Here is a 26,586-nt window from a genome sequence, read left to right as displayed (position 1 = left end):
TATTCTTCCGGCACAAGGCTGTTCTGCATGTCTGCTTTTACCCGATTGTGGCAACGCGCTCCTGTTTGGCGTGTCGCGCTGTTTACCGCTGGCGCATGCAGTGTGTTTTCCGTGATGTTTCCGGCCCCTTGGCTGACATCACGCCTACCAGCCTATGCAAAGCTTACCTCCAAAATCAGCCATATGCTGCCTAGCGGTGCATCATCTGCCGATTCGTCAGAAGATGCGTTGCGGCCGGATGAAGATCGGCGCACCGTTTCTGCACCCCCTATGGATGCACAATTTGAAGGCACATTATCCTTTGCTGGCCGCCAGCTCCCTTTGCCTGCTGGCAAGTGGCACCCGCTTTTGAATTATCAGGATGATGTTGCACATGGGGAAATTCTGACATCCCTTTATGTGCGTTCCGAACAAGGCATTGTCACGGGCCTCTTGGTTGCACAGGCCACCACGCAATCCCTACCCATTACAGATACACAGCTTGTGCAGGATGAATGCCACAGCAACTTCAACTTTATGTCCGAAGCCTTGCCGCAGGATGGCACACATACAGAATGTTGGATGACATCCCCTATTCGGGTTGTGAACAACGTTTTCCTGACATCTAACCCTGCATTACAGGCCTTGCTGGGCAGCCCCATGTTTATTCCCCCAGCAGTGCAACGCCTAACAGGCATGGGCTTTGATCTGCCACCAGTTTTGGTAGACGCGGGATGGAACCGGATTGAAAAAAGCAAATCCGGCCCAGGTGTGGATTTCATGAGTATTCACATGCTGACAAGCCCGGCAGAAGCGGGCAGCAAAACCGTACCGGGTGCACCAGAAAACTGGTCCCGCGCAGGTATGTCCGATTCGTCTGCAGTGTCAGATTTTGTCCACCGCACCAACGCATGGCTACGCGGATGGGGCCCTTACCTGCGCCAAGGGTTTGATAGCAAGCTTCCCGATACTGCGCTGCCCACCACTGTATCGGCAGATCCTGCGTTCCACGGTTGAGCAACCGTTAGAACGCTTTCTGTAAGGTATCGGAAGCTATTAAATAGCTTGGTGAAGTTTACCTTCACGCAGAAGATCTGCGGAAACTTCTATCAAGAAATCCAGAACTGTCCGGGTACGCAAAGGTAGCGTACGTGGGCCAGTATGCACGGCATAGAACGGCAGAGAAGGAATGTTCCAGTCTGCAAACAGGCGCGTAAGCCGACCACTGGCAACAGCCTCACGCACCTGAAACTCTGGTAGCAAGCCGATGCCTAACCCAGATTCCACCGCATACAGCACAGCTTCACTGCTATTGGCACGGAAAACAGCAGAAGGGGCAATAACGCTTTCTTCGCCATCCCGTTCAAAATTCCAGTCCAGCCTGCTGGAACCGTAATTATAGACGACTCCCGGGTATTCCGGCAGATCACGCGGGTGCGTGGGCGTGCCACAACGGTTGAGACAAGATGGTGCAGCCACCAACCATTTGCGCACAACACCCAACTTACGGGCGATAAGAGAACCCTCGGCTATATCCCCTACGCGCACAGCCAGATCCAGCCCTTCTTCTACCAGATCACCAAACGCATCGCGCATAACCACTTCAATAGCCAGATCAGGGTGCCGTTCCAGCAACTCCCCGATCCGCCGAGTCAAGCACAGACCGAAAGCTGTGGTTACGCCCAGACGCACCAAGCCAGAAACAGAAGCCCGGCGGCGGCCCAGCACTGTTTCTGCGGTTTCCAGAATTTCCAGCACTTCATAAGCATGCGGAAGAAGGCTTCTGCCATCTTCTGTCATGGTAAGGCTGCGTGTGGTGCGCGCAAACAGCGTTGTGCCGTAATGCGCCTCTAACAACGCAATATGGCGGGAAATTGTAGGCTGACTAACACCTGTCTCACGCGAGACGGCAGAAAACGAGCCTGTAGCCGCAACGCGAACAAAGCTGTGAAGCGCGGAAAGAAGATCCATTGAAGTCCAGCACTGTCCCTGCGAACACGCGCACATTACATTACAACTCCTTACCAGCAAGAAGTGTATCTAATGTTGCGCGTATTCCTGATTTATCGACAATTTTGGAACAAGCTGGCTGGTCGCACAACATCCGTCAGGCTCTGTTCCGCCATGTGACAGATGCACTTGCATTTGTCTCGCAAGACGGAACAGATATCCCAAACAGGTTTTACCGGCGCCGCATATGCGGCTGTGCCAACTTTTTTTCTGCCATACGTGCCAAACGCACAAAAGGCAGCCCTAGCAGCAGATAAGCCGCACCAACCATCAGCCCCGTTCCAAAATAATCGAAATAGGAAGAGGACAGACGGATATAAGTCTGGGTCAATTCTGTCAGCGTAATCACGCTGACCAGTGACGAATCTTTCAACAACGAGATAAAATCGTTCGTCATGACAGGCATAACCAGACGGAAAGCCTGCGGCACCACAACATAACGCAGTGCCTGAGCGTGCGTCATGTTCAGGGCCAATGCGGCTTCCATCTGCCCATGCGCAACAGATTGCAGACCGGCACGATAGTTTTCGGCCTCGTATGCCGCATAGTTCATACCCAAGCTGACAACACCGGCCAGAAAGGGGGTAAGACTGATGCCAAATTCAGGCAGGCCGTAGAAAATGAACAGAACCTGAATCAGCAATGGGGTGCCACGCACCACTTCCACATATGTGGTCGCCGCCCACCGCAGCGGTGTAGGGCCATACAAACGCAGAAGCGCCAGAGCCAAACCTGCACCAACAGCCAGCACCATTGCACACAGGGAAACCAGCAAAGTCAGCCATGCGGCTTTTGCCAGTTGCGGCAGAAAGCCGATATAGCGTTCCAGCTTAATGCGCCAGCCGCCCTTACCTTCCAGCTCCGCTACATATGCGTTCCACGCCGCTGGTGTAACGTTTAACGTGGTGTGATCATTGGTGAGCTGCGCCATTTCTGGCGTCCACAGGTCCCACCGCAGCAAAACACGATGAAGCGTGCCATCATGCTGCATGGTTGCCAGTGCTGCATTTACTTTTGTGCGCAGGGCGGCATTCTGCCCTTTGGCAAAAGCAATGCCATATTCAACACGGCCAATGGGTTCACCCACCACCTGCAGGGCTGGGTTGGTATCACCGTAATATTTGGCAATGGGGCCATCAATCAGAATGGCATCCGTGCGTCCGTTTGCCAGATCCATGAACGCATCGGTTTCTTCATCATACGTCCGAAGCTGAACCTTGGCATTCTCGGTAAGAATACGTTCAGCCTGCGTATCTTTGATGGTGCCAATGGCATGGCCGTTCAGATCCGCAAGGGTTTTCAGTTGCGGGCCATTACGCCGCACCACAATGCGTTCTGATGTGATGTAATACGGGTCTGAAAAATCAATGCCTTCAGCATGTTCATCTGTCATCTCGATGCCACAGATGACCATCTCGTACAGGCCGCGCTGCAAGCCGGGAATAAGGCCATCCCAGTCATTCTGCACGAACTGAAGCGACGTACCCATGTGCTTGCCCAGTTCCTGCATCAGGTCGTATTCAAACCCGGTCAGCTTGTCCTGATCTTTCAGATCATGAAACGTATAGGGCACATCCGATGAAGCATCCGCAGCCCAACGGATCGGCTTTTCTTCCTGTGCGTGTGCCACATGCGCGCCAGCACCCAACCAGCTTACGGCCAGCAGCATACAGACACAGCGCAGAAACAAACCCCAAAAGCGGGGCGGGCAATACTGTGCGTTCTGTTTCACAGAAGTGTCCTCAAAAAGCGGCGTGTCTGTTCATGGGCCGGGTTCACACACAGAACCTCCGGCGGGCCGGATTCAACAATATGGCCGCCATCCATGTAGACAATGGTATCCGATGCCACTTGGGCAAAACGCATATCGTGGGTGACGATAATCTGCGTCATCCCTTCATCATCAAGGGTGCGCATAACCCCCAGCACTTCTTCTGCAACTATCGGATCAAGTGCTGATGTGGGTTCGTCATACAGCATAATTTCTGGCCGCATGGCCAAGGCGCGCGCAATGGCGGCGCGCTGCTGCTGCCCACCAGAAAGCGAAACGGGGTAACGCTGTGCAACACGCGCCAACCCTACTTTTTCCAGCAGAGCCATAGCCTCGGCACGCTCCACTTCTCCGCCCTCACCCTTCACCACTCGAGGGGCCAGCAGAACGTTGTCCAGAACTGTAAGATGGGGAAAAAGATTAAAGCTCTGGAACACCATACCCACATGAGTGCGCAAGCGGTGTGCCATATGCTCATCAGCGCGGCGCCAGACGGCATCTTTGCGCTCTATGGTCACCCCCATGGCGGTAATCTTGCCGCTATCGGGAATTTCCAGAAAATTCAAACACCGTAAAAAAGTGGATTTTCCGCAACCGGATGGGCCGATAATAGAAACCAGCTCACCCTTTCGCACCTGCATGGATACACCACACAGGACATCCCCCTCGCCGAAACTTTTGTGCAGATGTTCCGCACTCAAAACGACTGGGTCTTCCACAGAAAACGCCGACCCGGTGCGTACCGGGTCGGCATCTTGACGTTCACCTTGAACGAATTGGTTCTCAGGCAGCTTTCGTCATCCCTCGCAAGACGTACTGAAGAATGCCACCATGCCTATAATACTCGACTTCTTCTAGGGTATCGACACGGCAAAGCAGTGGTACTTCCTGCGTGGAGCCGTCATTTCTTGTAATTGTCATAATTACATCCATGCGCGGCGAAAGTTTATCAACACCCTTGATGCTGATCACCTCATCACCCTTCAGACCAAGGGTCTTGCGGGTTGTGCCATCCTTGAACACCAGCGGCAGAACGCCCATGCCCACAAGGTTGGAACGGTGGATACGCTCAAAGCTTTCAGCGATAACAGCCTTTACGCCCAGCAGCAGGGTGCCTTTTGCGGCCCAGTCACGGGAAGACCCCATGCCGTATTCCTTGCCACCGATCACCACCAGCGGGGTGTGTTCCTTTTTGTATTCCATGGCCACATCGTAAATGGCGCCTTCCTTCCCATCTGGGAAGTGCTTGGAATACCCACCTTCCGTACCCGGCAACATTTCGTTTTTGATACGGATATTGGCAAAAGTACCACGAACCATCACGCGGTCATTCCCACGACGGGAGCCGTAAGAGTTGAAGTCTTTCGGTTCAACCCCGTGTTCCATCAGGTAACGACCAGCCGGTGAATCCTTCTTAATGGAGCCAGCCGGAGAGATGTGGTCAGTCGTGATATTATCACCCAACAGGGCCAGAATACGCGCACCTTCGATATTGCCCGGAGCTTTGGGCTCAACTTCCATGTGCTTGAAGTAAGGCGGATCCTGCACGTAGGTGGACTTCGGATCCCACTTATAGGTTTCAGAACCCGTAGCAACTTTCAGGCCCTGCCATTCCTTCGTGCCCTTAGACACATCTTTGTAACGGCTAATAAACTCGTCACGGCTGATGGCGGAAGCAATAAGGTCTGCAATTTCCTTGTTGGAAGGCCAGATATCCTTCAGATAAACCGGCTTACCATCCTTGGATGTGCCCAGCTGTTCCGTTGTAATATCCTGCCGCATAGTACCCAGAAGGGAATATGCAACCACCAGCGGCGGGCTTGCCAGATAGTTCGCCCGAACGTTGGGGGAAATACGGCCTTCAAAGTTACGATTGCCAGACAGGACAGAAACAGCAACCAGGTCGTTGTTTTCAATCGCATCTACAATGTGGGAAGGCAGCGGGCCGGAGTTACCAATACAGGTGGTGCAACCATAGCCAACGGTGTTGAAGCCCATGGCATCCAGATCAGTCGTCAGACCTGAACGGTTCAGATAATCCGTAACAACCTGAGACCCCGGAGCCAGAGAGGTTTTCACCCATGGTTTAGGCTTCAAGCCCAGAGCACGTGCCTTGCGGGCAACCAGACCAGCCGCAATTAGCACAGCCGGGTTGGATGTGTTGGTGCAAGAGGTAATAGCGGCAATAACAATATCGCCCTGCCCCAGATCATAGTTGGTTCCGGCAACCGGCACCTTTTTATCGGCATCGTTTGCGGCCACACCCAAAGAGCTGGTGAGTTCTTTTTCAAACGCTGTTTTGGCGCTTTTCAGTTCCACACGGTCCTGCGGACGCTTGGGGCCTGCCAGAGACGGCACAACGGTGCTGAGATCCAGCTCCAGAATATCCGTAAACACGGGCTCAGGTGTTTCGTGCGTGCGGAACATACCCTGTGCACGCAGGTATTCTTCAACCAGCTTGATACGGTGTTCATCACGACCGGTCTGACGCAGGAAGTCCAGCGTAAGGGCATCAACCGGGAAGAACCCGCAAGTTGCACCATATTCCGGAGCCATGTTGGCAATGGTTGAACGGTCTGCAACTGGCAGATGGTCCAGTGCCGGGCCAAAGAATTCAACAAACTTACCAACCACGCCTTTTTTGCGCAGCATCTGGGTAACTGTCAGCACCAGATCGGTAGCTGTTGCGCCTTCTGGCAGCTTGCCTGTCAGCTTAAAGCCGATCACATCGGGGATCAGCATGGCAATCGGCTGGCCCAGCATTGCGGCTTCCGCCTCAATACCACCAACACCCCAGCCCAGAACGCCCAGACCGTTAATCATGGTGGTGTGGCTGTCTGTGCCGTACAGGGAATCCGGGTAAACGTATTCCTTGCCACCAACATTAGCGGTCCATGCCACCTGGGCAATGTATTCCAGGTTCACCTGATGGCAGATGCCCGTATCAGGCGGCACAACAGAGAAGTTTTCAAAAGCTTCCTGGCCCCAGCGCAGGAAGGCATAACGTTCTGCGTTGCGCTCAAATTCCAGCGTAATGTTTTCCTGCAGCGCATCTTTTGTGCCTGCATAGTCCACCATCACGGAATGGTCGATCACAAGGTTGACCGGAACCATCGGGTTCACCTTCTGCGGGTCACCCTTCAGGCTCACAATCCCGTCGCGCATAGCTGCAAGATCCACCACACCCGGCACGCCGGTGAAGTCCTGCATCAGAATGCGTGAAGGCTTGAAAGGCACTTCCTTGCTGCTGCTGCCCTTTGGCAACCAGCCTGCAATGGCCTTGGCGTCTTCCACATTGTAGGAACGCCCATCTTCAAACCGCAGAATGTTTTCCAGAAGAACCTTCAGCGAAACCGGCAGGCGGCTTACGTCGCCAATGGTTTTTGCCGCTTCGGGAATGGAAAAATAATGGTAGGTCTTGCCGTCAACCTCAAGGGTGCGGCCTGTCTTTAGCTTATCGTGCCCAACCGTTTTCATAATCGCTCTCTCCCCGATCACAGCCGATGGCTGGTGATGCGTTCAGGACACCGTAAATATGCCATTCGGCGCCGAGTGCCTGCCTGATCTGCCGGGCAACCGGCTTGATATCCCGTTGGGCCTAGAACATACCGGCAGTTGGAAAAGGCACAAGCCGGGGAGCGACCACGAGAACGCGAGGACCCCGGCTTTTGCGGCCTTGCACGGTAACAATAAGGAGAAGTGTTATCGCCGACAGTCCTTTCCCTGCCGGGCAATCTGCCCCAATCGGGCCTGAAACTGGTGCATTTCCGGCACTTTATGCCGAGGATCTTTGCGTTTTCCGTGGGGAAAGGCTGGTGCTGGATGGTGTCAGCTTTCAGATGGAAGCCGGAGCCGCCATGTTGTTGACCGGCCCCAACGGCGCAGGAAAGTCCACTTTGCTGCGCGTTTTGGCAGGCCTGCGCAAACCCGATTCCGGCCAGTTACTCTGGCATGGCGAATCGGTTTTTGCTGATCGCGCAGCTCATGCCAGCAAGGTGGCTTATCTGGGGCATCAGGATGCGCTCAAGCCGGGGTTGACCGTAACAGAAAACCTCGCCCTGTTCGCACGTGCGGGCCAAGGCAATATGCAAGCAGCCCTTGAGGCCATGGATTTGCAGCCGCTTGCCAATCTACCAGCGCGCCTGCTTTCTGCCGGGCAGAAACGGCGTACGGCGCTCGCCCGCATTCTGCTGGCCAATGCGCCTTTATGGCTGCTGGATGAACCCAGTCTTGGCCTGGATGCCAATGCCATTACCCTTTTAGGGCAAGCTCTTACGGCACACAGACAACAAGGCGGGTTGGTTATTGCCACCACGCATGTGCCCCTGCCGCTAGAAAATGTGCAGCCTCTTACATTGCCGGGCGCGAGCGATTCGTCCGCCTCTCCCTTTTACCAGCAGGAAGATGACGCATGATCGGGCTGTTCTGGGCCATTGTTGGGCGTGACCTCCGCCTTGCCCTCCGGCATGGGGCAGACACAATGGGGGCCATTCTCTTTTTTATTGTTACAGCCACCCTGTTCCCGCTTGCGCTTGGCCCATCTCCAGAATTGCTGCGCCATATGGCACCGGGCATTATCTGGGTCTGCGCCTTACTGGCAGCTCTGCTCCCATTAGACCGGCTGTTTGGTGCGGAGCTTGAAGATGGATCTCTGGACCAGCTTCTGCTTCTGGGCGTTCCGGCTTCTCTGGTGGCCTTGGCCAAAATAACTGCACATTGGCTCACCACCGGCATCCCTTTGCTTCTGGCGGCTGTGCCATTGGCAACCATGCTGGGCCTGCCTGCCTCTGCCCTGCCTGTGCTTTTAACCGGGCTTTTCCTCGGGTCTGTTGTGCTGTCTCTTATTGGGGGAATGGGCGCATCTATTGTGCTGGGGGCGCGGCGTGGTGGTGTTCTCCTGCCACTGCTTACGCTGCCACTTGCAACTCCTGCGCTGATTTTTGGGGCTGCGGCTATTGATGCCGCATCCACCGGCCTGCCCTGGCAGCCAGATTTAGAACTTCTGGCAGCATTTGTTGCTGGCGCTTTACCACTCTGCCCTCTGGCGGCTGGTGCAGGCCTGAGAGCTGCGGCAGAATAATACATCTGCTGTTATGGCCACCTGAACGGACCATAACAGCAGCATATTTGGCAAACTTACTTAGATGTATTGCCAGACGCAGCCTGCTGATGGCTTACAGCCTGAATATCAACAGAGGCATAGCGCACTGAATTTTCTGCATCACGCAGAGCTTCACTGGCCTTGTACGGATCATTCTTGATGAACTCAGCGGCACGATTTACGTCCTGCCGTGTCTGTTCCAACGGCACTGCAGCAATCACGTAATCTGCATCTACGCCAGAAACTTTCAGCACTTCAGAAGCGCGGTCCGGATCTCCTGCGCGCAGATGGCGGTTTGCTGCGGCAACAGCAGCGCTTTTTTCCGTGGTAGGTTCAACTGTTTCATCCAGAACCAGTTCGCCATCAATCGGCAACCAAGCCACTGGCGTGGTGCTGCCCGTGCCTTTTTTGGCTGTCTGAGCCTGTTTGGTTTTCACCGGCATCAGTTCAGCTTCTGCTTTCTGGAAAGCTGTGTTGTCAGCCCGCGCCCGATCTAGCGCCTGCTGTGCGCTTGTAATCAGGGTTTTAGCCCCTTTGAGATCACCATCAAAAATGGCGCGGCGTGCCAGCATCAGTTCTTCAAACGCTGTGTTACCATCATCTGAAAGACGGCCGAAATCCTGCGTTGCTGCCGCTGTTGCAGCATTTGTTGCAGGCACTGCGGCCGTAGATGCTGCCTGCTGTTGTGCCCATGCTGGCGCAACAGCCGTTGTTGCTGCCAGTAGAGCGCCCAACAGCATACCCGTTTTCTTCATGATTTCTCCCTTTCCGAACGCCATCCATAATGGCCTTGTTTGCGTTCTGATTGTTGAGCGAGAAAGCACGAAAGCAAAGGCAGGCAAACACAAGGCTGGCCTGCCCTCACATCGGATCAGATATAGTGCTCGGTTAATGGCGCAAAACCGTTGAACCCCGTAGCACAGTAAGTGGAGACATAAGCACCAGCTCCCAGCAGATCGACCTGCTCTCCCGCAGCCAGATCCAACGGTAGTTCGTAGTGCGTTTTCTCATACATAATATCCGCACCATCACAGGTTGGCCCGGCCAACGCCACACGCCCTGTGGGAGATCCATCACGGCTGGTACGAATCGCGTAGCGGATGGATTCGTTTTCCGTTTCCGCCAAGCCACCGAACCGCCCGATATCCAGATACACCCAGCGCAGCCCATCCTTGCGCCCACGCGCACTGACAAGCACAACTTCCGAGCGCACCACACCAGCTTCACCCACAATAAAGCGACCGGGTTCCACCAGCATTTCTGGCAACGCATTGCCAAAGTGCTCTGTCATGGCGCGGAAAATGGCCGTGGTGAAATGATCAATCTCCGGCACATCATCCCGATAGCGGATAGGGAAACCGCCCCCCAGATTGACCATGCGCAAATCCAGACCGGCGGCACTTAAATCTGTAAACAGGGCCGCTGCACGGGCAATGGCAACTTCATAGGCTTCCGCAGAAAGCTGCTGGCTGCCCACATGAAAGGAAAGACCATATGGGTCCAGCCCCAGCTCTCTGGCGGCCAGCATCAGTTCCTTGGCGGATTCCACTGTGGTGCCGAACTTGCGGGAAAGCGGCCATTCCGCCCCGTAATTATCTACCAGAAGGCGGCAGTAAACGCGGCTTCCCGGTGCATGAGCGGCCAGTTTTTCCAGCTCTTCCCGGCAGTCAAAAACAAACATCCGCACACCGGCCTCATAAGCAGCACGGATAGCGGAAACTTTTTTGACCGTATTGCCAAAGGAAATGGCATCCGGGCTGGCGCCTGCCTGCAAGCACAGGGAAACTTCTTCCCACGAAGCGGCATCAAAGCAGGAGCCAAGCTCAACCAACCGCCGCAGAATAGGCTGCGCCGGGTTGGCTTTAACGGCATAGTAAATGCGAGCCTGCGGTAAAGCTTTACCCAAAGCATGATAGCGGTCTGCCACGGCATCCACATCAAGAACAAGGCAAGGCGTTGCCGGCTTTTGCTCGGCGAGAAAACGGGTGATTTTGGGATTCATATCCCCACTCCCCCAGATCAGGCTCCCCCGCCTGAACAGCGCGGAGAAGGACGTTGCGAAACGGTCTAACGGACCAGCGACCAAAGGCAGATGCACGAAACATCCCGATTGCCAGAACGCTTGACGTCGTTGCGTAACCTCAGAGGGCCAGTGGCACGTGCGTTGCTGCGTAGGGGCGTGCATATGAGGCCAAAGCGCAACAAGTGCAAGTCAAAAACATTCAAAAAACAAAAAAACATGGCACTGGGCCATTATGCCCGATAAGACAAGGCAAGCTTTATACACGGCATTTATGCCCGTTTTTGGCAAAAGCATGCAGTGTTAACTGTTTGTTCCTGCAAGAAAGCATGCCGCTTTACCGCACACCATGCCGTTATTGTTTTGGTGTGCTGCTACAAGTTTATCGCTGGTGCCGCAGAAGGTGCCTCTTACCTTAACGAAGGACGCTCCAATCCCGATGCAGGTTATCTGTCAGCCCGATACGCGCCCATCTGTGCACCCGGATTCCCACTCCCACACGATTCATGAAAATGTGCAGCCCAATTTTTCTCGCCCTTCTGAACTAGGGCGGAAAGATTGGAAAATCATTTTGCAGCGCACCGTCAAAAGCCTTATTTCCGGCCCTACTACATTGGTGGCCGCTGGCTGCGCATTTTATACCACGCTCTCCCTGTTCCCCGCCATCAGCTCCCTGATCTCCATTTACGGGTTGGCTTTTGATGTGCAGACCGTGGCGCCACAGATGGAAGTCTTGCGCAGCCTGTTGCCCCCTAATGCGTTCAATCTGCTGTATGATCGGGTGCAAACACTTGTGGCAGAACCACCCTCCTCACTCACATTCAACCTGATTATTTCGGTTAGCGTGGCTTTGTGGTCTGCCTCGGCGGCAACGCGCTCCATTATTGCGGCCCTGAACATTGCCTACAATACGCGTGAAAATCGTAATTTCTTTATATTTCAGATTACAGCCTTTGCCCTTACCCTTTGCGGTATTCTAGGTGCGGTGCTCACCTTGGCTCTTATGGTGGCCATGCCCCTGCTGCTTAATCTGCCAGCATTGCTGCATATTCCCACCCCTCCCGGTTCCATTGAATTCATGGCTCGGTGGAGCGGCCCGGTGGTGATGTTTACGTTTGAAACCCTGGCACTTTCCGCGCTGTACAGATTTGGTCCAAACCGGCACATTTCTACCCAATGGCGCTGGGTTCTGCCCGGAGCCGTATGTTCCACATTAACATGGATTGCGGCCTCACTCGGCTTTTCCTACTACGTGGCACATATTGCCAGCTACAGCGCCACCTATGGGCCATTAGGTGCCTTCATCGCCATCATGATGTGGTTTTTTGTGACTGCATGGGTCGTGCTGATGGGTGCGGAATTGAATGCCGAGATGGAAAGTTACGCGCGCGGCATTACACGGCAGCCTCTGGAAGTCTGACCCGCCAGAATCCAGAACTTATCAAAAAAGGGTATCCCGATCGGGATACCCTTTTTTAATTCTCTACAATGCTTTTTGTAAAAGCCTGCCGCACTCGTTTTAACGGCGATGACGCGCCCTATGAAGAGGACGCGCTGTATGCGGCGCAGTATCCTGCAAGGAAAGGCTACTATTCGCCAAACCACCTTCATCTGGCGCAGATGCCACTTCAACCGGAGCGGGCTCTACCCGCACATGGGCAATACCACTGTTCAACATTCCCAGTTCCGCAGCTGCGGCTTTGGACACATCAATAATGCGCCCACGGCTGTAAGGCCCACGATCATTGATTGTGACCACCACAGAGCGGCCTGTATCTTCTGAAACAACGCGGAGCTTGCTGCCCAAAGGTGCCGTAGGGTGCGCGGCTGTCAGGCTGCCCTTGTCAAACCGCTCCCCCGAAGATGTGCGTCGGTTATGGAAGCGCCCCCCATACCAGCTGGCAACACCTTTCTGGAAAATGCGGTGGGCCTGATTGGTATCAGAATCCGCAGTGGCGACTGTCTGTGCGCTACGCCCAGCCAATGCACGGCGGACAGAATCTGCCCACGCCGTGCCACCTTGCCCAGCCTCTGCTGCCTGAACAGCTGAAGCCGACAAAAGAGAAGACATAACAAACACACTTCCAAGAAGTGCCCGGCGCAGGGCTGACATCCGCCTGTTTACTCCATTTTCTGACATCGTTCTGTTCGCCAGAAGACCGTGTTCACACTGTAAAAGCAATCTTTTTCGACCTTCAGAGTGCAATACAGATTTATAGTCACTTATGTTCAACACGCTTATCATGACAAAAATATGGCCTTAAAGCGCGTAACTCCGCTGCACGTATTTTTGCTAGAGTGCATTTTCCTGTCTCCCAACCTGCCTCTTCTCTTGGATACGAGGCGGCATCGTGCTACGGCCCCTTCCTGTTATGGAAAGACCTCTTATTGCTGTGCTCAACGGCCCCAACCTGAATATGCTCGGCCAGCGCCAACCCGAAATATACGGGCGGGCAACGCTGGACGACGTGGAACAACTTTGCCTGCAAACAGCTGAAAAGCTGGGCCTGGCCATAGATTTCCGCCAGACCAACATTGAAGGTGAGCTGATTTCCTGGGTGCAGGACTGCCGCAAGCGGGCAAAGGGCATTATTATCAACCCGGCTGGCTATACACATACGTCTATCGCGCTGCTGGATGCCCTGCTGACAACAGACTTGCCTGTGATTGAGGTTCATATCTCCAACATTCACCGCCGCGAGCCATTCCGCCATCATTCCTATGTCTCTCGCGCTGCTACAGGCGTTATCTGTGGGCTAGGCGTGGCGGGGTATTCTCTGGCATTGCAGGCAATGACCGATCTTATTCTGAATGAGGATGACTGATGAGCGGATTGCTCGTGGATGCGGAGGCCATTCGGGCTCTGGCTGAAATTCTGGCCGAAACAGGCCTGACTGAAATTGAAGTATCGGAAAAGGACAGCCGCATTCGCGTTGCCCGCATGCCTGCCCCTGTGCAGGCTGTGGCCGCAGCGCCTCAGGCTGTTGCTGCTCCGGCACCGGCACCCGCCGCAGCCCCGGCTGAAGCCGCAGCACCTGCCGCTCCGGCAGATCTCTCCCGCCATCCGGGCGCTGTAAACAGCCCAATGGTGGGTGTGGCTTACCTGACGCCAGATCCGTCCTCCCCTCCTTTTGCAAGTGAAGGCCAGATTGTAACCGCCGGCCAGACCCTGATGCTGATTGAAGCCATGAAAACCTTCAACCAGATCAAGGCCCCCAAAGGTGGTACGCTCAAGGCCCTGCTGGTGGCTTCGGGCGACCCGGTGGAATACGGCCAGCCGCTTGCTATTATTGAGTAATGTTTTCCAAGATCCTTATCGCCAACCGAGGCGAAATTGCCCTTCGTATCCTGCGCGCCTGCCGGGAGCTAGGGATCAAGACCGTAGCGGTACATTCCACTGCGGATGAAGACGCCATGCACGTTCGGCTGGCAGATGAAGCTGTTTGCATCGGGCCGCCAGCCTCACGCGATTCCTACCTGAATGTGGCTGCAATTCTTTCTGCAGCCACCATTACAGGGGCGGAAGCCATTCATCCCGGCTATGGTTTTCTTTCAGAAAATGCAGATTTTGCCGAAACAGTGGAAGCGCATGGCCTGACCTTTATTGGCCCAACGGCGGAACATATCCGCATGATGGGGGATAAGATTACCGCCAAAACCACCATGCAGATGCTGGGCGTGCCTTTGGTGCCCGGTTCTGATGGTGAGCTGACAAGCCTGGAAGAAGCCCGCGAAGTTGCCGATAAAGTCGGCTATCCCGTGCTGATCAAGGCTGCGGCTGGCGGTGGTGGCCGTGGCATGAAGGTCGCCCAAACGGCTGGTGATCTGGAAGACGCCTGGAAAATGGCCCGCGCCGAAGCACGCGCTGCTTTTGGCAACGATGCCGTTTATCTGGAAAAATACATGGACCGGCCGCGCCATATTGAACTCCAGATACTGGGGGACAATTACGGCAACGTGGTTCATTTTGGCGAACGCGACTGCTCTCTCCAGCGCCGTCATCAGAAGCTTCTGGAAGAAGCCGGCTCTCCGGCCCTTACAGCAGAGCAGCGTGATGCCATTGGCCAGACAGCCACGCAGGCTCTCTCTAAAATGGGCTATCGTAATGCGGGCACGCTGGAATTTCTGTATCAGGATGGTCAGTTCTGCTTCATCGAAATGAACACGCGCCTTCAGGTGGAACATCCAGTTACCGAAATGGTTTGTGATGTAGACTTGGTGCGTGAGCAGATTCGCTTGGCCGCTGGTGAGCAGCTTGGCTATACGCAAAAAGATATTTCATTTTCTGGCCACGCCATTGAATGCCGTATCAATGCGGAAGACCCAGACAGCTTTACCCCCTGCCCTGGCACGGTTGCTGTTTACCACCCACCCGGCGGCTTGGGTGTGCGCGTAGATAGCGCCCTTTACACTGGCTACCGCGTGCCACCTTTTTACGACAGCATGATTGCCAAGCTGATTGTGCACGCCCCCACGCGTGAACAAGCTATTGCCCGTATGCAGCGTGCTTTGGATGAATTTGTGGTGGAAGGCATTAAAACCGTTATTCCGCTGCACCGTCGCATTCTGGAAGATCCTGAATTCCAGAAAGGTGAATACACCATTCATTGGTTGGAACAGTTTACAGCCAAGCCACACTAAACTGCGGTTTGGCTCTTTTCTGACAGCTACAAAAAACCCGGCACATCCTTCCAGATGTTGCCGGGTTTTTTATGCGTAGAAAGCGCAAGATCAGCAATTAGGCAGCGGGCGTAACCCCAACAGCCTCCTCTTCTTCCTCATCATAGGAACGAATGCGCGGGTCTTGCCCCACCCGTGGGCGGAATTCGCCACGGCGCAAAGCTGTTTCAATGTCCTCCAATGTTGCACCAGCTGTTTCCGGCACACAGAAGAAAACAAACAAGACAGAAGCAAGGTTAACAGCTGCATAAATCCACATGGTGCCACCCAGAGAAACTGTCTGCACCAATGTCAAAGCCGTGGATGTTACCAGAAGGTCTGCTCCCCACAGCATGGCCGCATGAATGCTGGTTGCCGCAGCACGCATAGGCAGCGGGAACAGCTCAGCACCCAGAAGCCAACCTACAACCTGAATACCGCCCGAGTTAAACAGCATAAACAGCAGCAGGAAGGCCACAATCAGCCAACTTCCTACGCTACCCTGAGCCGGGTGCATGGCAAAAACAATGCCCAAGCCAATAAGGCTGACAACCGAACCCGGCCCCATAATCAGCACCAAACGCCGACGGCCAATTTTATCTACAAACAGGCAACCAAGCAGGGTCATGATCAGATAAACAAGCGCGATCCCCAAGCTGGTCAGTAGTGCTGATGAACTTCCAAACCCTGCGTCAGACAAAAAGGTGGGGGTATAGTAGATCATCATCTCCAACCCACCGGCTTGGGTGAAGAAAGCAATACCCAAAGCAGCTATCACCGCAGGGCGCACCCAAGGCAGCTTTAAACCTTTCCAGCCGCGCTCATCCTCATCCAGATTCACAACATTAGCATGGATCTCATTGATCTCACGCTGAATGACCTTACGGGAGGAACGCACACGTCCGAGCTGTTCCACCGCAGATTCCAGCCCTTCATTTTCAGCAGTCCAGCGTGGGCTTTTGGGCAGAAAAAACATGCTGATAAAAACAAAGGCCGCAGGAATGGCAGCCACAGAAATCATGGGGCGCCATCCCCATTTTTCACGCATGGTAAAGCCAACCAGGTTGGCCAGAAAAATACCAATCCCAATTGCCACGTTAAACAGCGTTACCAGATTGCCGCGCTTACTGGCTGGAGCCAGTTCCGAAATATATGTTGGCACCACCTGCGTGGCACCACCTACCGCACAGCCCAAAAACACACGGGCAATAATCAGGCTGGTAAGGTTAGGTGCATAGGAACATGCTAATGCGCCAATTACAAAAACTGCGGTAACAACCATAACCGAAACACGGCGGCCAAAGCGTTCTGATAGGTTGGCAATGCCCATGGCACCAATAACGGCGCCCACCAGAATAGCTGATGTAACAATTTCCTCCTGACCAGAAGTCAGATGGAAATCTTTTGTAATAAGAAGAAGGGCACCAGAAATAATACCGGTATCGTAGCCGTAAAGACCGCCGCAAATGGCAGAAACAAATGCTGCAATCCACAACACGTGCTTGGCATACGGAGAAATTTCGAGATTTTGTATAGCTTCTTGAGCTCGTTTCTTTTCAGATTTCATGTCGTGATTATGCCATAATCAGAAAATTATTGCATAGCTGACATAATTTTATTTATTATGTCACAAATAGGCTTTTATGCCTTATGCATTTTACCCCCATAAAACGCACGCATACGTTTTTCGTTTCCCTTTGATTTTTCTTGACATAATCGCGCTTAAGGCTATCTGCTGTCCGATACCAAGGGGGGTTCCGGTAAGGAACTGAGAGGCCACTTTTTGCACGATTCGTTCGGGCACCGTGGCGACCCTGCCGCCAGAACATGATGTTTTGGTGGGGAACCTGATCCGGCTTATACCGGCGGAGGGACTGGTGCCTGAAAAGACAGATATGTTCTTTCCGAACCTAGCCGCCATACAAGCGGAGTCTTTTTCAGACCTGTCCTCCTCGGCAGAGGAGACGATGACGTCATGTCTTCAGTTGATTCCAAACAAAATGCGGCCCCTCCCATTACAGGAGGCAACCCTAAACCCGCCAATACGGCTGCACCCGCTCCGGGGCATGTTACAACCGGTGCCATCCGTGGCTCATGCAAAGTCTATTCCAGCCCCGCAGATCGACCCGATATGCGCGTGCCTTTCCGCGAAATCATGCTGGAACCTTCCGCAAACGAACCACCTGTGCGTGTGTATGATACGTCCGGCCCCTACACAGACAGCACCGTAGAAATTGACGTTAACAAAGGGCTGCCAAAAATTCGGGCACCGTGGCTGGCTTCACGTGGCTTTGAGCACATCAAACCACGCGACATTAAGCCAGAAGACAATGGCAATGCAGAAGGCAACTACCTTGTAGCCCCCTGCCCTGCACCGCATACCGTGCTTAAAGGGCGAGAAGGCCAGCCTGTTACGCAGTATGAATTCGCCAAGGCTGGCATTATTACAGACGAAATGATTTACGTGGCCCACCGCGAAAACCTGGGCCGCCAGAAAGCTGCAGATGATGCGGCCCAATGCCTGGAAGATGGTGAATCCTTTGGCGCCAGTATTCCAGAATTCATCACGCCGGAATTTGTCCGTCAGGAAATTGCCCGTGGCCGCGCCATTATTCCGGCAAATATCAACCACCCTGAGCTGGAACCTGTTATTATCGGGCGTAATTTTCTTGTGAAAATTAACGCCAATATCGGCAATTCGGCCATTACCTCATCTGCCGCAGAAGAAGTTGAAAAACTTGTATGGTCCATCCGTTGGGGTGCGGATACCGTGATGGATCTTTCCACAGGCCGGAACATTCACAATATCCGTGACTGGATTTTACGAAACGCCCCCACACCTATCGGCACAGTGCCCCTGTATCAGGCTTTGGAAAAAGTAGGCGGAGATGTCAGCAAACTAAGCTGGGAAGTGTTCCGTGATACTCTGATCGAACAAGCAGAACAGGGAGTGGACTACTTTACCATTCATGCAGGCGTGCGGTTGCAGCATGTGCCACTCACAGCCAACCGCGTGACGGGCATTGTTTCACGCGGTGGTTCCATCATGGCAAGCTGGTGCCTGAATGGCCACCGTGAAAGCTTTCTGTACGAACATTTTGAAGACATCTGCGACATCATGCGCGCCTATGATGTTTCCTTCTCTTTGGGGGATGGTCTGCGCCCCGGCAGTATTGCCGATGCCAACGATGCCGCACAGTTTGCCGAACTGGAAACCTTGGGTGAATTGACCGAAATTGCCTGGGCAAAAGGCTGCCAGGTTATGATCGAAGGGCCGGGCCATGTGCCTATGCACAAGATCAAGGCCAACATGGATAAGCAGCTTAAAGAATGTAAGGAGGCCCCCTTCTACACGCTTGGCCCGCTGACCACAGACATTGCACCGGGGTATGACCACATTACATCCGCCATTGGAGCAGCCATGATCGGATGGTTTGGCACTTCCATGCTCTGCTACGTCACACCCAAGGAACATCTGGGCTTACCAGACCGGAATGACGTAAAAACCGGTGTGATTACCTACCGCATTGCAGCACATGCTGCTGACCTTGCAAAAGGCCACCCATCTGCAAAATATCGGGATGACGCCCTAAGCCGCGCACGCTTCTCCTTTAGGTGGGAAGATCAGTTCAACCTTTCTTTGGACCCCGATACAGCCTGCGCGTATCACGATGAAACCATGCCGCGTGAAGCACATAAAAGCGCGCACTTCTGCTCAATGTGCGGCCCTAAATTCTGTTCAATGCGTATCAGTCAGGATTTGAAAGAAGACGCCATACGCATTGCTGGCATGGAACAGAAAACCGAAGAATTCCGACAAGCAGGCGGCAAAGTTTACGTACCTGCGGAATAAACTATCAAGCTGACAACAAAAAAGCCCCGGACAAATAGGCCGGGGCTTTTTTTTACGCCGTCAAAAATCACGCTTATTAGAAATAATGTCTTAAATAAACTTTCGGCACGCCTTCACTATTCAGGCAAGAAAACACAATAACAGCGGTCCATACCACACAGGATGCCACGCAAAACGCCTTTGTCCATTTTGGCAGCTCATTATCCCGCCCGGCCATAACCGGCCAGTAAATAGATTTGTGCCCAAACCACGCCAGAACACCCGCCACCACCAGTGCGATAAGCTTAGGAGAAAGGTACGCCCGATTGCCAATATGCATTGGATCATAAAAGAACAAAGCGAAACCAGAGATCATCGCCAAGGCATAACTGATATGCAGCGGCTTCACCATAAACCGTGAAATGCGCACCACTGTTGGCCGATCCAGATTTTGAATAACGGCAAGAATAAACAGAAATTCCAGACCAAAAAACGCTGCCATTGTAAGAATATGCACAATTCTCGCAAGGTAATGCACTGGCTGGAACCAGAAATGATAAGCCCGACTATCTAACGCCATAAGCAAGGAGTTGGGCAGGCGCAGGAACGCCAAGGGATGAGATGACATAAGCGTTAGGCTCGCGGGTTATCTGGTGTGATTGACTTTGACAATGATTCGCACTAATCCAAACGGCATGACTGATGGAGTATCATACAATGAAACTGCTTGTAGCAGCCATTCCTCTGTTAGCAGGTGCATGGATATGTTTCCCTCAGCAGGCCCATTCTCAAACAGTTTTTCAGCTTACTGTCAAAGATCATCATTTCGAGCCTGATCATATCACTGTTCCCGCTGGTGAGCGATTCATGATCGAACTCAACAATCAGGACACGACAACTGATGAGTTCGAAAGCTACGATATGAAATTTGAAAAAATTGTTGTTCCACAAGGAACAATCAAAGTTCATGCCGGGCCTCTACACCCTGGGACTTATACCTTTTTTGATGATTACCATCCAGACGAGGCCAAGGGCACCGTTACAGCAGAAGAAAAGAAGTAAATTATGCTTGGAAGCCTGATTATTGTCTTTCGCGAGGTTATGGAAGCCGGGTTGATTGTTGGCATTGTGCTGGCAGCTACACGGGGCATTCCGGGGCGCGGATGGTGGGTTTCCGGCGGCATTGGCGCAGGTGTTGTGGGTGCAGCAATTGTGGCCATGTTTGCGGGGGAACTCTCTCAGGCTTTTTCAGGAAACGGGCAGGATATCTTTTCTGCTGTTATTCTGTGCATCGCAGTTCTTATGCTTTCCTGGCACGTTATTTGGATGGCCAGCCATGGCCGTGAACTCGCTCAGGAAATGCGTAGTGTTGGCAATGAAGTATCAGAAGGAAGCCGCTCCCTTTTTGCTTTAGCAACTGTTGTTGCAGTCGCTGTTCTGCGCGAAGGCATGGAAGTTGTGCTGTTCCTGTATGGTATTGCCGTATCTGCACATACCGGTTTTATGTCCATGCTTACGGGCGGCCTCCTGGGCGTACTAGGCGGAGCCGCACTTTCATGGGCACTTTACAGAGGCTTGATTATCATTCCTCTGAAACATCTTTTTGCAGTCACGAATGTTCTGGTCTCCTTTCTGGCTGCTGGCATGGCCAGTCAGGCCGCCGCGATCCTGGCGAATGATGATCTGATCCCCGCCATGGGTTACGATATCTGGGATACATCCTGGCTGCTGTCTGATGGCAGTATGCTTGGGCGTACGGCCAAAGTTCTGATTGGATACACAGACAGACCAATGGGCATTCAGCTGCTTGTATGGGTGCTGACACTTGTCGGACTGGTTGTTGTTGAACGCTTTGTTCGCACCCGTCCTCAATCCAGCGCTTCATAATCAGTCACAGGTGCGCAGAAAATTTCTGCCACTGTGCCTTACAAAAACTTGAGGTGCAGACACATGAAATCCTATCTTTCTATTCTTTCCGCAGCATCGGTGCTTACCCTTGCCATCGCACTTCCCGCTGCAGCACGTGAATACCCAGTGGGTGGCCCCGTACATGCACATGACATGGAAATAGCAGCAAATTACCTGCTTGATATTAACATGGTGCCCATGACGTCCGACATGGCGATGGGTAAAGATACCATCCATCTGGAAACTGATGTGCATGCCACAGCAGATAACCAATGGGGCTTTCCCGATGGTGCGTGGGTTCCCTACCTGAAGGTAGATTACACCCTGACCAAAAAGGGATCTGATTGGAAAAATCAGGGCACGCTGCACCCCATGACAGCAAAAGACGGCCCGCATTACGCAAACAATGTTAAAATGGATGGTCCCGGTAGCTACACTGTTGTGTTCAGCTACAGCTCACCAGAAGCTAACGGATTCATGCATCATACAGATAAAGAAACCGGCACACCCGGCTTCTGGCAACCCTTTACAGAATCATTCACTTTTGATTATCCACAGAAATAATAATACTTTTTTAAAAGAGAGGGATCTACCCTCTCTTTTTTTACATTCCAGACCCGCGCTCATGAAGACAGTATTCTAATTGCATTTTTTACACGCTCTAATTGAGAATGATTATCCATTGCTGAATGCAGATCATCCGCGCCAATTGTCAGAGCACCTTACAACCATGCAAAAATACCGTAAAAATAATAGAAAATTTCTAAAGTTTTTTTGTCTTTACGCGACAATTCTAACTGCTCCCGCCCTAGCGCATGGTGAAGAGACGCAGGTTGAGCAGGATCGTCGTCGTTTAGGCAATTCAGGGCCATTGATTGAACAGATTGATCCGGCCACGGTGCGGGATTCCCAGCGTGCGGCAGAGGCCGCGGCTTCTGAGAAAAAAGGCGATGACACGCCAGACATGAGTGACCACCTGCTTGGCAACATGTGGGGCGCGCGGGATTGGATGGCCAGACACGGCATCAGCTTTGACATTCAGGAAGTGGATGAACTGTGGGGCAATGCCACAGGGGGCACGGCCTCGGGGGCGGATGGCGCCAGTGGCTCGGGCACCGGCCCCGCCTATGATGGTGTGACCATGCCCACCCTGACGGTCGATCTGGAAAAGCTGATCGGCCTGAAGGGCGGCACATTCAATGTCAGCGCCCTGCAGCTGCGCGGGCGCTCCATCTCGCAGGATCATCTGGCCAACTTCAACCCTGTCAGCGGGTTCGAGGCCGACCGTTCCACACGCCTGTTCGAGCTGTGGTATCAGCAGTCCTTTTTGGACGGCAAGCTGGACGTCAAGATCGGGCAGCAGGATCTGGATACCGAGTTCCTGATCAGTGATTACGGGGCTTTGTATCTGAACTCCAACTTCGGCTGGCCCATGGCGCCATCGGTCAACCTGTATGCCGGTGGCCCGTCCTGGCCGCTGTCTTCTCCGGCCATTCGCATCCGGTATCGTCCGTCAGACAAGTTCACCTTCATGTTTGCCGCAGCGGATGACAACCCGCCGGGCAATCGCAACAACTCCTTTGGCATCCAGAACGGCGGCAACAGTGCAGATCCCACCAATCAGAATACTCATGATGAAGATGGCGCCAACTTCAACATGGGCACCGGTGCGCTGCTGATTACCGAACTGCAATATGCCCTCAACCCCCAACCCGATGACATGTCGCATGTCACTCAGGACCCCGGTCTGCCGGGTATCTACAAGCTGGGTGGCTATTACGATACGGCCAAATTCCCTGATTACCGCTACAACAATCAGGGCAAGGCTTTAGGGAGTGCGGCGGACACTACGGGCATTCCGCGGTGGGATCGGGGTAACTGGATGGTCTATGGCATTATTGACCAGATGATCTGGCGGCCCTCGCTCCAGTCCCCTCAATCTGTAGGTGTTTTTGCGCGTGCCACAGGCAATGGGGGAGATCGCAACATGATCAGCTTTGCTATTGATGCGGGCATCAACCTCAAGGCGCCCTTCAAGGGGCGTGACAATGACACGGTGGGTCTGGGCTGGGGCATTGGCCGGGCCTCTTCTGGCCAGCGGCGGTATGACCGTAACTCCGGTGCACCTGTGCAGGGCAATGAGAACCATCTGGAACTCACCTATCAGGCACAAGTGATGCCGTGGTGGGTCATGCAGCCGGACTTCCAGTATGTCTGGCATCCCTCTGGCGGTGTGACTGACTGGACAGGTAACCGTCTCGTCGGGAACGAAGCCATCTTCGGCCTCCACTCCAATATCACTTTCTAGGAGAGAGATATAAAAAAGCATTTCCTGCAAATTGATGTTCTAAAAACACAGAACAATACAATGTCAGGAAATGCTTTTTTATAAATGTGCATTACGCACATAAAATCTTTGAAAAGATTTATTTTAGTAGGATTTACGGAAAATAAATTTTCCATAAATCCTACTTATACCAACAACCAAAAAATCAAGCAGTCTTCCGCATGGCACCATTGGGTGATGGTAGGCATTTTTCTGCCAGAGCACCAAAAACCAGCCCCAAAACAGACCACAAAACAATTTGCATACCTATAGATGCTTCTCGAAAACGCCATAGCACTACAGCAGGAAAATTGTCTGGCACTTCATTGATATCTGGCAAACCAAACTGCACCGCGGCAACAAGCACAAGCCCGAGCACAATGCTGCATACAGTCGCGTTCCAACATCCTATCACGTTAGAAAGCGCCCGCCCCACCGACAGAGAAATCATGGAAATTGCAATGGAAAGACCAACCATTGCAAAATACATTTCCGTCCGCAAAGCAATGGTTTCTTCCTGACCTACTGCGGGTGGGTTTGGTGGATATTTTAGATCTGGTATCAGCACAAATGTTAAAAACCCAATACCAGAAAGCAACAATGCCATAGAACGCGGGCTTAATGCTGCAAGGCGTTGGTAAGCAAATGCAAAAACAATTGCAAAAATACCGCCATATGCAGCACCGTACATCAGCACCGCAGTAAGCAGCCCCCAAGATGCCTGCACACCACGGCTTACCATTTCAGGTTCTGGCGCGGCACCAGCTGCAGCATCCTGCGCTGCTTCAAACGCAATGGCCAAAGCCACCTGCGGTTCACCAAAAATCTTTGCAAATACAAAAGAAAGCAATGCAGCCAGAATGCCCGCGACCATGCCGCGGGCTAAAAGACGACCAACCATGAGTAAAACTTTCTTCTAATGCCTTAGTGGCAGGGGAAACCAAGCAGATGGCGGCCATCATGCACAAACTCATGCACGGCGTGTCCGGAAATCAGGGAAGTGGCACCCTGCTCTGCACCCACAAAGTAGAGCAGCAGTGCAGAAACAATCAGGCCGAAAACAGCCCAAGGCAAAATGGCACGAACCGGAATGCTCTGGCCCGCTGCCGCAACCGGCATAGCTGTATGAACGGATGTGTTCATGATGTTGTATCCTTTTTAATAAAGCCTACCGGAGCAGGCACAAAAGAGTTTGAAACAGAACGTCATGGTTTGGTCAGCCCTCATCATAGAATGACAAAGCCTGACAGCAAGAGTATTCCGAACACGCCTGCTGCTCTCCCCGTCCCTAGAAAGTGATATTGGAATGGAGGCCGAAGATGGCTTCGTTCCCGACGAGACGATTACCTGTCCAGTCAGTCACACCGCCAGAGGGATGCCAGACATACTGGAAGTCCGGCTGCATGACCCACCACGGCATCACTTGTGCCTGATAGGTGAGTTCCAGATGGTTCTCATTGCCCTGCACAGGTGCACCGGAGTTACGGTCATACCGCCGCTGGCCAGAAGAGGCCCGGCCAATGCCCCAGCCCAGACCCACCGTGTCATTGTCACGCCCCTTGAAGGGCGCCTTGAGGTTGATGCCCGCATCAATAGCAAAGCTGATCATGTTGCGATCTCCCCCATTGCCTGTGGCACGCGCAAAAACACCTACAGATTGAGGGGACTGGAGCGAGGGCCGCCAGATCATCTGGTCAATAATGCCATAGACCATCCAGTTACCCCGATCCCACCGCGGAATGCCCGTAGTGTCCGCCGCACTCCCTAAAGCCTTGCCCTGATTGTTGTAGCGGTAATCAGGGAATTTGGCCGTATCGTAATAGCCACCCAGCTTGTAGATACCCGGCAGACCGGGGTCCTGAGTGACATGCGACATGTCATCGGGTTGGGGGTTGAGGGCATATTGCAGTTCGGTAATCAGCAGCGCACCGGTGCCCATGTTGAAGTTGGCGCCATCTTCATCATGAGTATTCTGATTGGTGGGATCTGCACTGTTGCCGCCGTTCTGGATGCCAAAGGAGTTGTTGCGATTGCCCGGCGGGTTGTCATCCGCTGCGGCAAACATGAAGGTGAACTTGTCTGAGGGACGATACCGGATGCGAATGGCCGGAGAAGACAGCGGCCAGGATGGCCCACCGGCATACAGGTTGACCGATGGCGCCATGGGCCAGCCGAAGTTGGAGTTCAGATACAAAGCCCCGTAATCACTGATCAGGAACTCGGTATCCAGATCCTGCTGCCCGATCTTGACGTCCAGCTTGCCGTCCAAAAAGGACTGCTGATACCACAGCTCAAACAGGCGTGTGGAACGATCGGCCTCGAACCCGCTGACAGGGTTGAAGTTGGCCAGATGATCCTGCGAGATGGAGCGCCCGCGCAACTGCAGGGCGCTGACATTGAATGTGCCGCCCTTCAGGCCGATCAGCTTTTCCAGATCGACCGTCAGGGTGGGCATGGTCACACCATCATAGGCGGGGCCGGTGCCCGACCCGCTGGCGCCATCAGCCCCCGAGGCCGTGCCCCCTGTGGCATTGCCCCACAGTTCATCCACTTCCTGAATGTCAAAGCTGATGCCGTGTCTGGCCATCCAATCCCGCGCGCCCCACATGTTGCCCAGCAGGTGGTCACTCATGTCTGGCGTGTCATCGCCTTTTTTCTCGGAAGCCGCTGCCTCTGCCGCACGCTGGGAATCCCGCACCGTGGCCGGGTCAATCTGTTCAATCAACGGCCCTGAATTGCCTAAACGACGACGGTCCTGCTCAACCTGCGTCTCTTCACCATGCGCTAGGATGGGCAAGTTGCCCAACACCCCTCCGGCCAGAAGCAAACAATGCAGAGAATACGGAAATCTCTTCCAAATTCTGTTTGTAGGGAAAGGCATTGTTACACTTCACCGCGCAGCATGAAGGTAAAACAACCAAAGGGATTACGAGAAAAACCTGCCAAAAGTGGCGGAGTAAACATAGTACATTATCCACCT

Annotated in this window: 24 protein-coding genes; 12 read left to right on the top strand and 12 right to left on the bottom strand. The window is 53.3% G+C overall.

The window, feature by feature from the left end; all coding sequences use genetic code 11:
• Window positions 1-27: 27 nt before the first annotated feature.
• Window positions 28-996, top strand: coding sequence for a hypothetical protein (locus FCN51_RS19950; RefSeq protein ID WP_160256678.1), 969 nt, complete (start codon window positions 28-30; stop codon window positions 994-996).
• A gap of 39 nt (window positions 997-1,035) precedes the next feature.
• On the opposite strand, the gene FCN51_RS19945 is transcribed toward FCN51_RS19950, so the two are convergent.
• The 4 genes from FCN51_RS19945 to acnA form a co-directional block, all read right to left on the bottom strand.
• A complete protein-coding gene (locus tag FCN51_RS19945; protein ID WP_003624596.1) occupies window positions 1,036-1,950 on the bottom strand; it encodes a LysR family transcriptional regulator in 915 nt (304 codons plus the stop codon).
• A 211-nt stretch (window positions 1,951-2,161) separates the two neighbouring features.
• Entirely contained in the window at window positions 2,162-3,721 is a 1,560-nt protein-coding gene (locus tag FCN51_RS19940) for an ABC transporter substrate-binding protein/permease (protein ID WP_020944467.1), read from the bottom strand.
• A complete protein-coding gene (locus tag FCN51_RS19935; protein WP_128106096.1) occupies window positions 3,718-4,479 on the bottom strand; it encodes an amino acid ABC transporter ATP-binding protein in 762 nt (253 codons plus the stop codon). The genes FCN51_RS19940 and FCN51_RS19935 overlap by 4 nt, the downstream gene beginning before the upstream one ends.
• A gap of 64 nt (window positions 4,480-4,543) precedes the next feature.
• Window positions 4,544-7,237 (bottom strand): aconitate hydratase AcnA, encoded by a 2,694-nt coding sequence (gene acnA, locus FCN51_RS19930; RefSeq protein ID WP_160256677.1) that lies wholly within the window; start codon window positions 7,235-7,237, stop codon window positions 4,544-4,546.
• Between the two features lie 191 nt (window positions 7,238-7,428).
• On the opposite strand from acnA, the gene ccmA reads away from it, so the two are divergent.
• Both ccmA and ccmB read left to right on the top strand, forming a co-directional pair.
• Complete coding sequence (ccmA, locus tag FCN51_RS19925) at window positions 7,429-8,175, top strand: heme ABC exporter ATP-binding protein CcmA (RefSeq protein ID WP_160256676.1); 747 nt, start codon at window positions 7,429-7,431, stop codon at window positions 8,173-8,175.
• The gene (gene ccmB, locus FCN51_RS19920; RefSeq protein WP_003624591.1) at window positions 8,172-8,840 is read left to right on the top strand and encodes a heme exporter protein CcmB; all 669 of its coding nucleotides are present in this window, start codon (window positions 8,172-8,174) and stop codon (window positions 8,838-8,840) included. Before ccmA ends, ccmB begins: the two co-directional genes overlap by 4 nt.
• A 56-nt stretch (window positions 8,841-8,896) precedes the next feature.
• Here ccmB and FCN51_RS19915 read toward each other — a convergent pair whose 3' ends face one another.
• Both FCN51_RS19915 and FCN51_RS19910 read right to left on the bottom strand, forming a co-directional pair.
• Entirely contained in the window at window positions 8,897-9,685 is a 789-nt protein-coding gene (locus tag FCN51_RS19915; protein ID WP_173402456.1) for a YfdX family protein, read from the bottom strand.
• A 47-nt stretch (window positions 9,686-9,732) separates the two neighbouring features.
• Window positions 9,733-11,046, bottom strand: coding sequence for a type III PLP-dependent enzyme (locus FCN51_RS19910; RefSeq protein WP_173402434.1), 1,314 nt, complete (start codon window positions 11,044-11,046; stop codon window positions 9,733-9,735).
• Window positions 11,047-11,230: 184 nt separating this feature from the next.
• Between FCN51_RS19910 and FCN51_RS19905 the strand changes: the two genes are divergently transcribed.
• On the top strand, window positions 11,231-12,301 hold the full coding sequence (locus FCN51_RS19905) for a YihY/virulence factor BrkB family protein (RefSeq protein ID WP_014457549.1): 1,071 nt from the start codon (window positions 11,231-11,233) through the stop codon (window positions 12,299-12,301).
• A 99-nt stretch (window positions 12,302-12,400) separates the two neighbouring features.
• Here FCN51_RS19905 and FCN51_RS19900 read toward each other — a convergent pair whose 3' ends face one another.
• Entirely contained in the window at window positions 12,401-13,117 is a 717-nt protein-coding gene (locus FCN51_RS19900; RefSeq protein ID WP_014457550.1) for a septal ring lytic transglycosylase RlpA family protein, read from the bottom strand.
• Window positions 13,118-13,253: 136 nt separating this feature from the next.
• Here FCN51_RS19900 and aroQ point away from each other — a divergent pair, with 136 nt between their 5' ends.
• From aroQ to accC, 3 genes are read left to right on the top strand one after another with little or no spacing between them, the layout of a single operon-like run.
• On the top strand, window positions 13,254-13,706 hold the full coding sequence (aroQ, locus tag FCN51_RS19895) for a type II 3-dehydroquinate dehydratase (protein ID WP_003629504.1): 453 nt from the start codon (window positions 13,254-13,256) through the stop codon (window positions 13,704-13,706).
• On the top strand, window positions 13,706-14,179 hold the full coding sequence (gene accB, locus FCN51_RS19890; RefSeq protein ID WP_014457552.1) for an acetyl-CoA carboxylase biotin carboxyl carrier protein: 474 nt from the start codon (window positions 13,706-13,708) through the stop codon (window positions 14,177-14,179). Before aroQ ends, accB begins: the two co-directional genes overlap by 1 nt.
• Window positions 14,179-15,522, top strand: a complete 1,344-nt coding sequence (gene accC, locus FCN51_RS19885) for an acetyl-CoA carboxylase biotin carboxylase subunit (RefSeq protein ID WP_003626842.1) — start codon at window positions 14,179-14,181, stop codon at window positions 15,520-15,522. The genes accB and accC overlap by 1 nt, the downstream gene beginning before the upstream one ends.
• A 97-nt stretch (window positions 15,523-15,619) precedes the next feature.
• Here the strand turns inward: accC and FCN51_RS19880 are convergent, their stop codons facing one another.
• The gene (locus tag FCN51_RS19880; protein WP_003626840.1) at window positions 15,620-17,107 is read right to left on the bottom strand and encodes a sugar porter family MFS transporter; all 1,488 of its coding nucleotides are present in this window, start codon (window positions 17,105-17,107) and stop codon (window positions 15,620-15,622) included.
• 408 nt (window positions 17,108-17,515) lie between these two features.
• Between FCN51_RS19880 and thiC the strand changes: the two genes are divergently transcribed.
• Complete coding sequence (gene thiC, locus FCN51_RS19875; RefSeq protein ID WP_160256675.1) at window positions 17,516-19,393, top strand: phosphomethylpyrimidine synthase ThiC; 1,878 nt, start codon at window positions 17,516-17,518, stop codon at window positions 19,391-19,393.
• Window positions 19,394-19,469: 76 nt separating this feature from the next.
• On the opposite strand, the gene FCN51_RS19870 is transcribed toward thiC, so the two are convergent.
• The gene (locus FCN51_RS19870) at window positions 19,470-20,000 is read right to left on the bottom strand and encodes a hypothetical protein (RefSeq protein WP_003626835.1); all 531 of its coding nucleotides are present in this window, start codon (window positions 19,998-20,000) and stop codon (window positions 19,470-19,472) included.
• A 74-nt stretch (window positions 20,001-20,074) separates the two neighbouring features.
• On the opposite strand from FCN51_RS19870, the gene FCN51_RS19865 reads away from it, so the two are divergent.
• From FCN51_RS19865 to FCN51_RS19850, 4 genes are all read left to right on the top strand, one after another.
• The gene (locus FCN51_RS19865; RefSeq protein WP_014457553.1) at window positions 20,075-20,434 is read left to right on the top strand and encodes a cupredoxin domain-containing protein; all 360 of its coding nucleotides are present in this window, start codon (window positions 20,075-20,077) and stop codon (window positions 20,432-20,434) included.
• A gap of 3 nt (window positions 20,435-20,437) precedes the next feature.
• Window positions 20,438-21,259 (top strand): FTR1 family iron permease, encoded by an 822-nt coding sequence (locus FCN51_RS19860; RefSeq protein ID WP_003626831.1) that lies wholly within the window; start codon window positions 20,438-20,440, stop codon window positions 21,257-21,259.
• 33 nt (window positions 21,260-21,292) lie between these two features.
• A complete protein-coding gene (locus FCN51_RS19855) occupies window positions 21,293-21,844 on the top strand; it encodes an iron transporter (protein ID WP_014457554.1) in 552 nt (183 codons plus the stop codon).
• Window positions 21,845-22,010: 166 nt separating this feature from the next.
• Complete coding sequence (locus FCN51_RS19850) at window positions 22,011-23,588, top strand: carbohydrate porin (protein WP_160257167.1); 1,578 nt, start codon at window positions 22,011-22,013, stop codon at window positions 23,586-23,588.
• 184 nt (window positions 23,589-23,772) lie between these two features.
• Here the strand turns inward: FCN51_RS19850 and FCN51_RS19845 are convergent, their stop codons facing one another.
• The 3 genes from FCN51_RS19845 to FCN51_RS19835 all read right to left on the bottom strand — a co-directional run bounded on the left by FCN51_RS19845 (window position 23,773) and on the right by FCN51_RS19835 (window position 26,487).
• Entirely contained in the window at window positions 23,773-24,507 is a 735-nt protein-coding gene (locus tag FCN51_RS19845) for a CbtA family protein (RefSeq protein WP_160256674.1), read from the bottom strand.
• 23 nt (window positions 24,508-24,530) lie between these two features.
• Window positions 24,531-24,749 carry a CbtB domain-containing protein gene (locus tag FCN51_RS19840; protein WP_124296184.1) on the bottom strand — a complete coding sequence of 73 codons (219 nt, stop codon included), beginning with the start codon at window positions 24,747-24,749 and terminating at the stop codon, window positions 24,531-24,533.
• Window positions 24,750-24,894: 145 nt separating this feature from the next.
• The gene (locus tag FCN51_RS19835) at window positions 24,895-26,487 is read right to left on the bottom strand and encodes a carbohydrate porin (protein ID WP_160256673.1); all 1,593 of its coding nucleotides are present in this window, start codon (window positions 26,485-26,487) and stop codon (window positions 24,895-24,897) included.
• Between the last annotated feature and the right edge of the window lie 99 nt (window positions 26,488-26,586).

Source organism: Acetobacter pasteurianus (genome assembly GCF_009914215.2).
In the GTDB taxonomy this organism is placed as follows: Bacteria; Pseudomonadota; Alphaproteobacteria; order Acetobacterales; family Acetobacteraceae; genus Acetobacter; species Acetobacter pasteurianus.
This window is presented reverse-complemented; position numbering and strand designations above follow the sequence as displayed.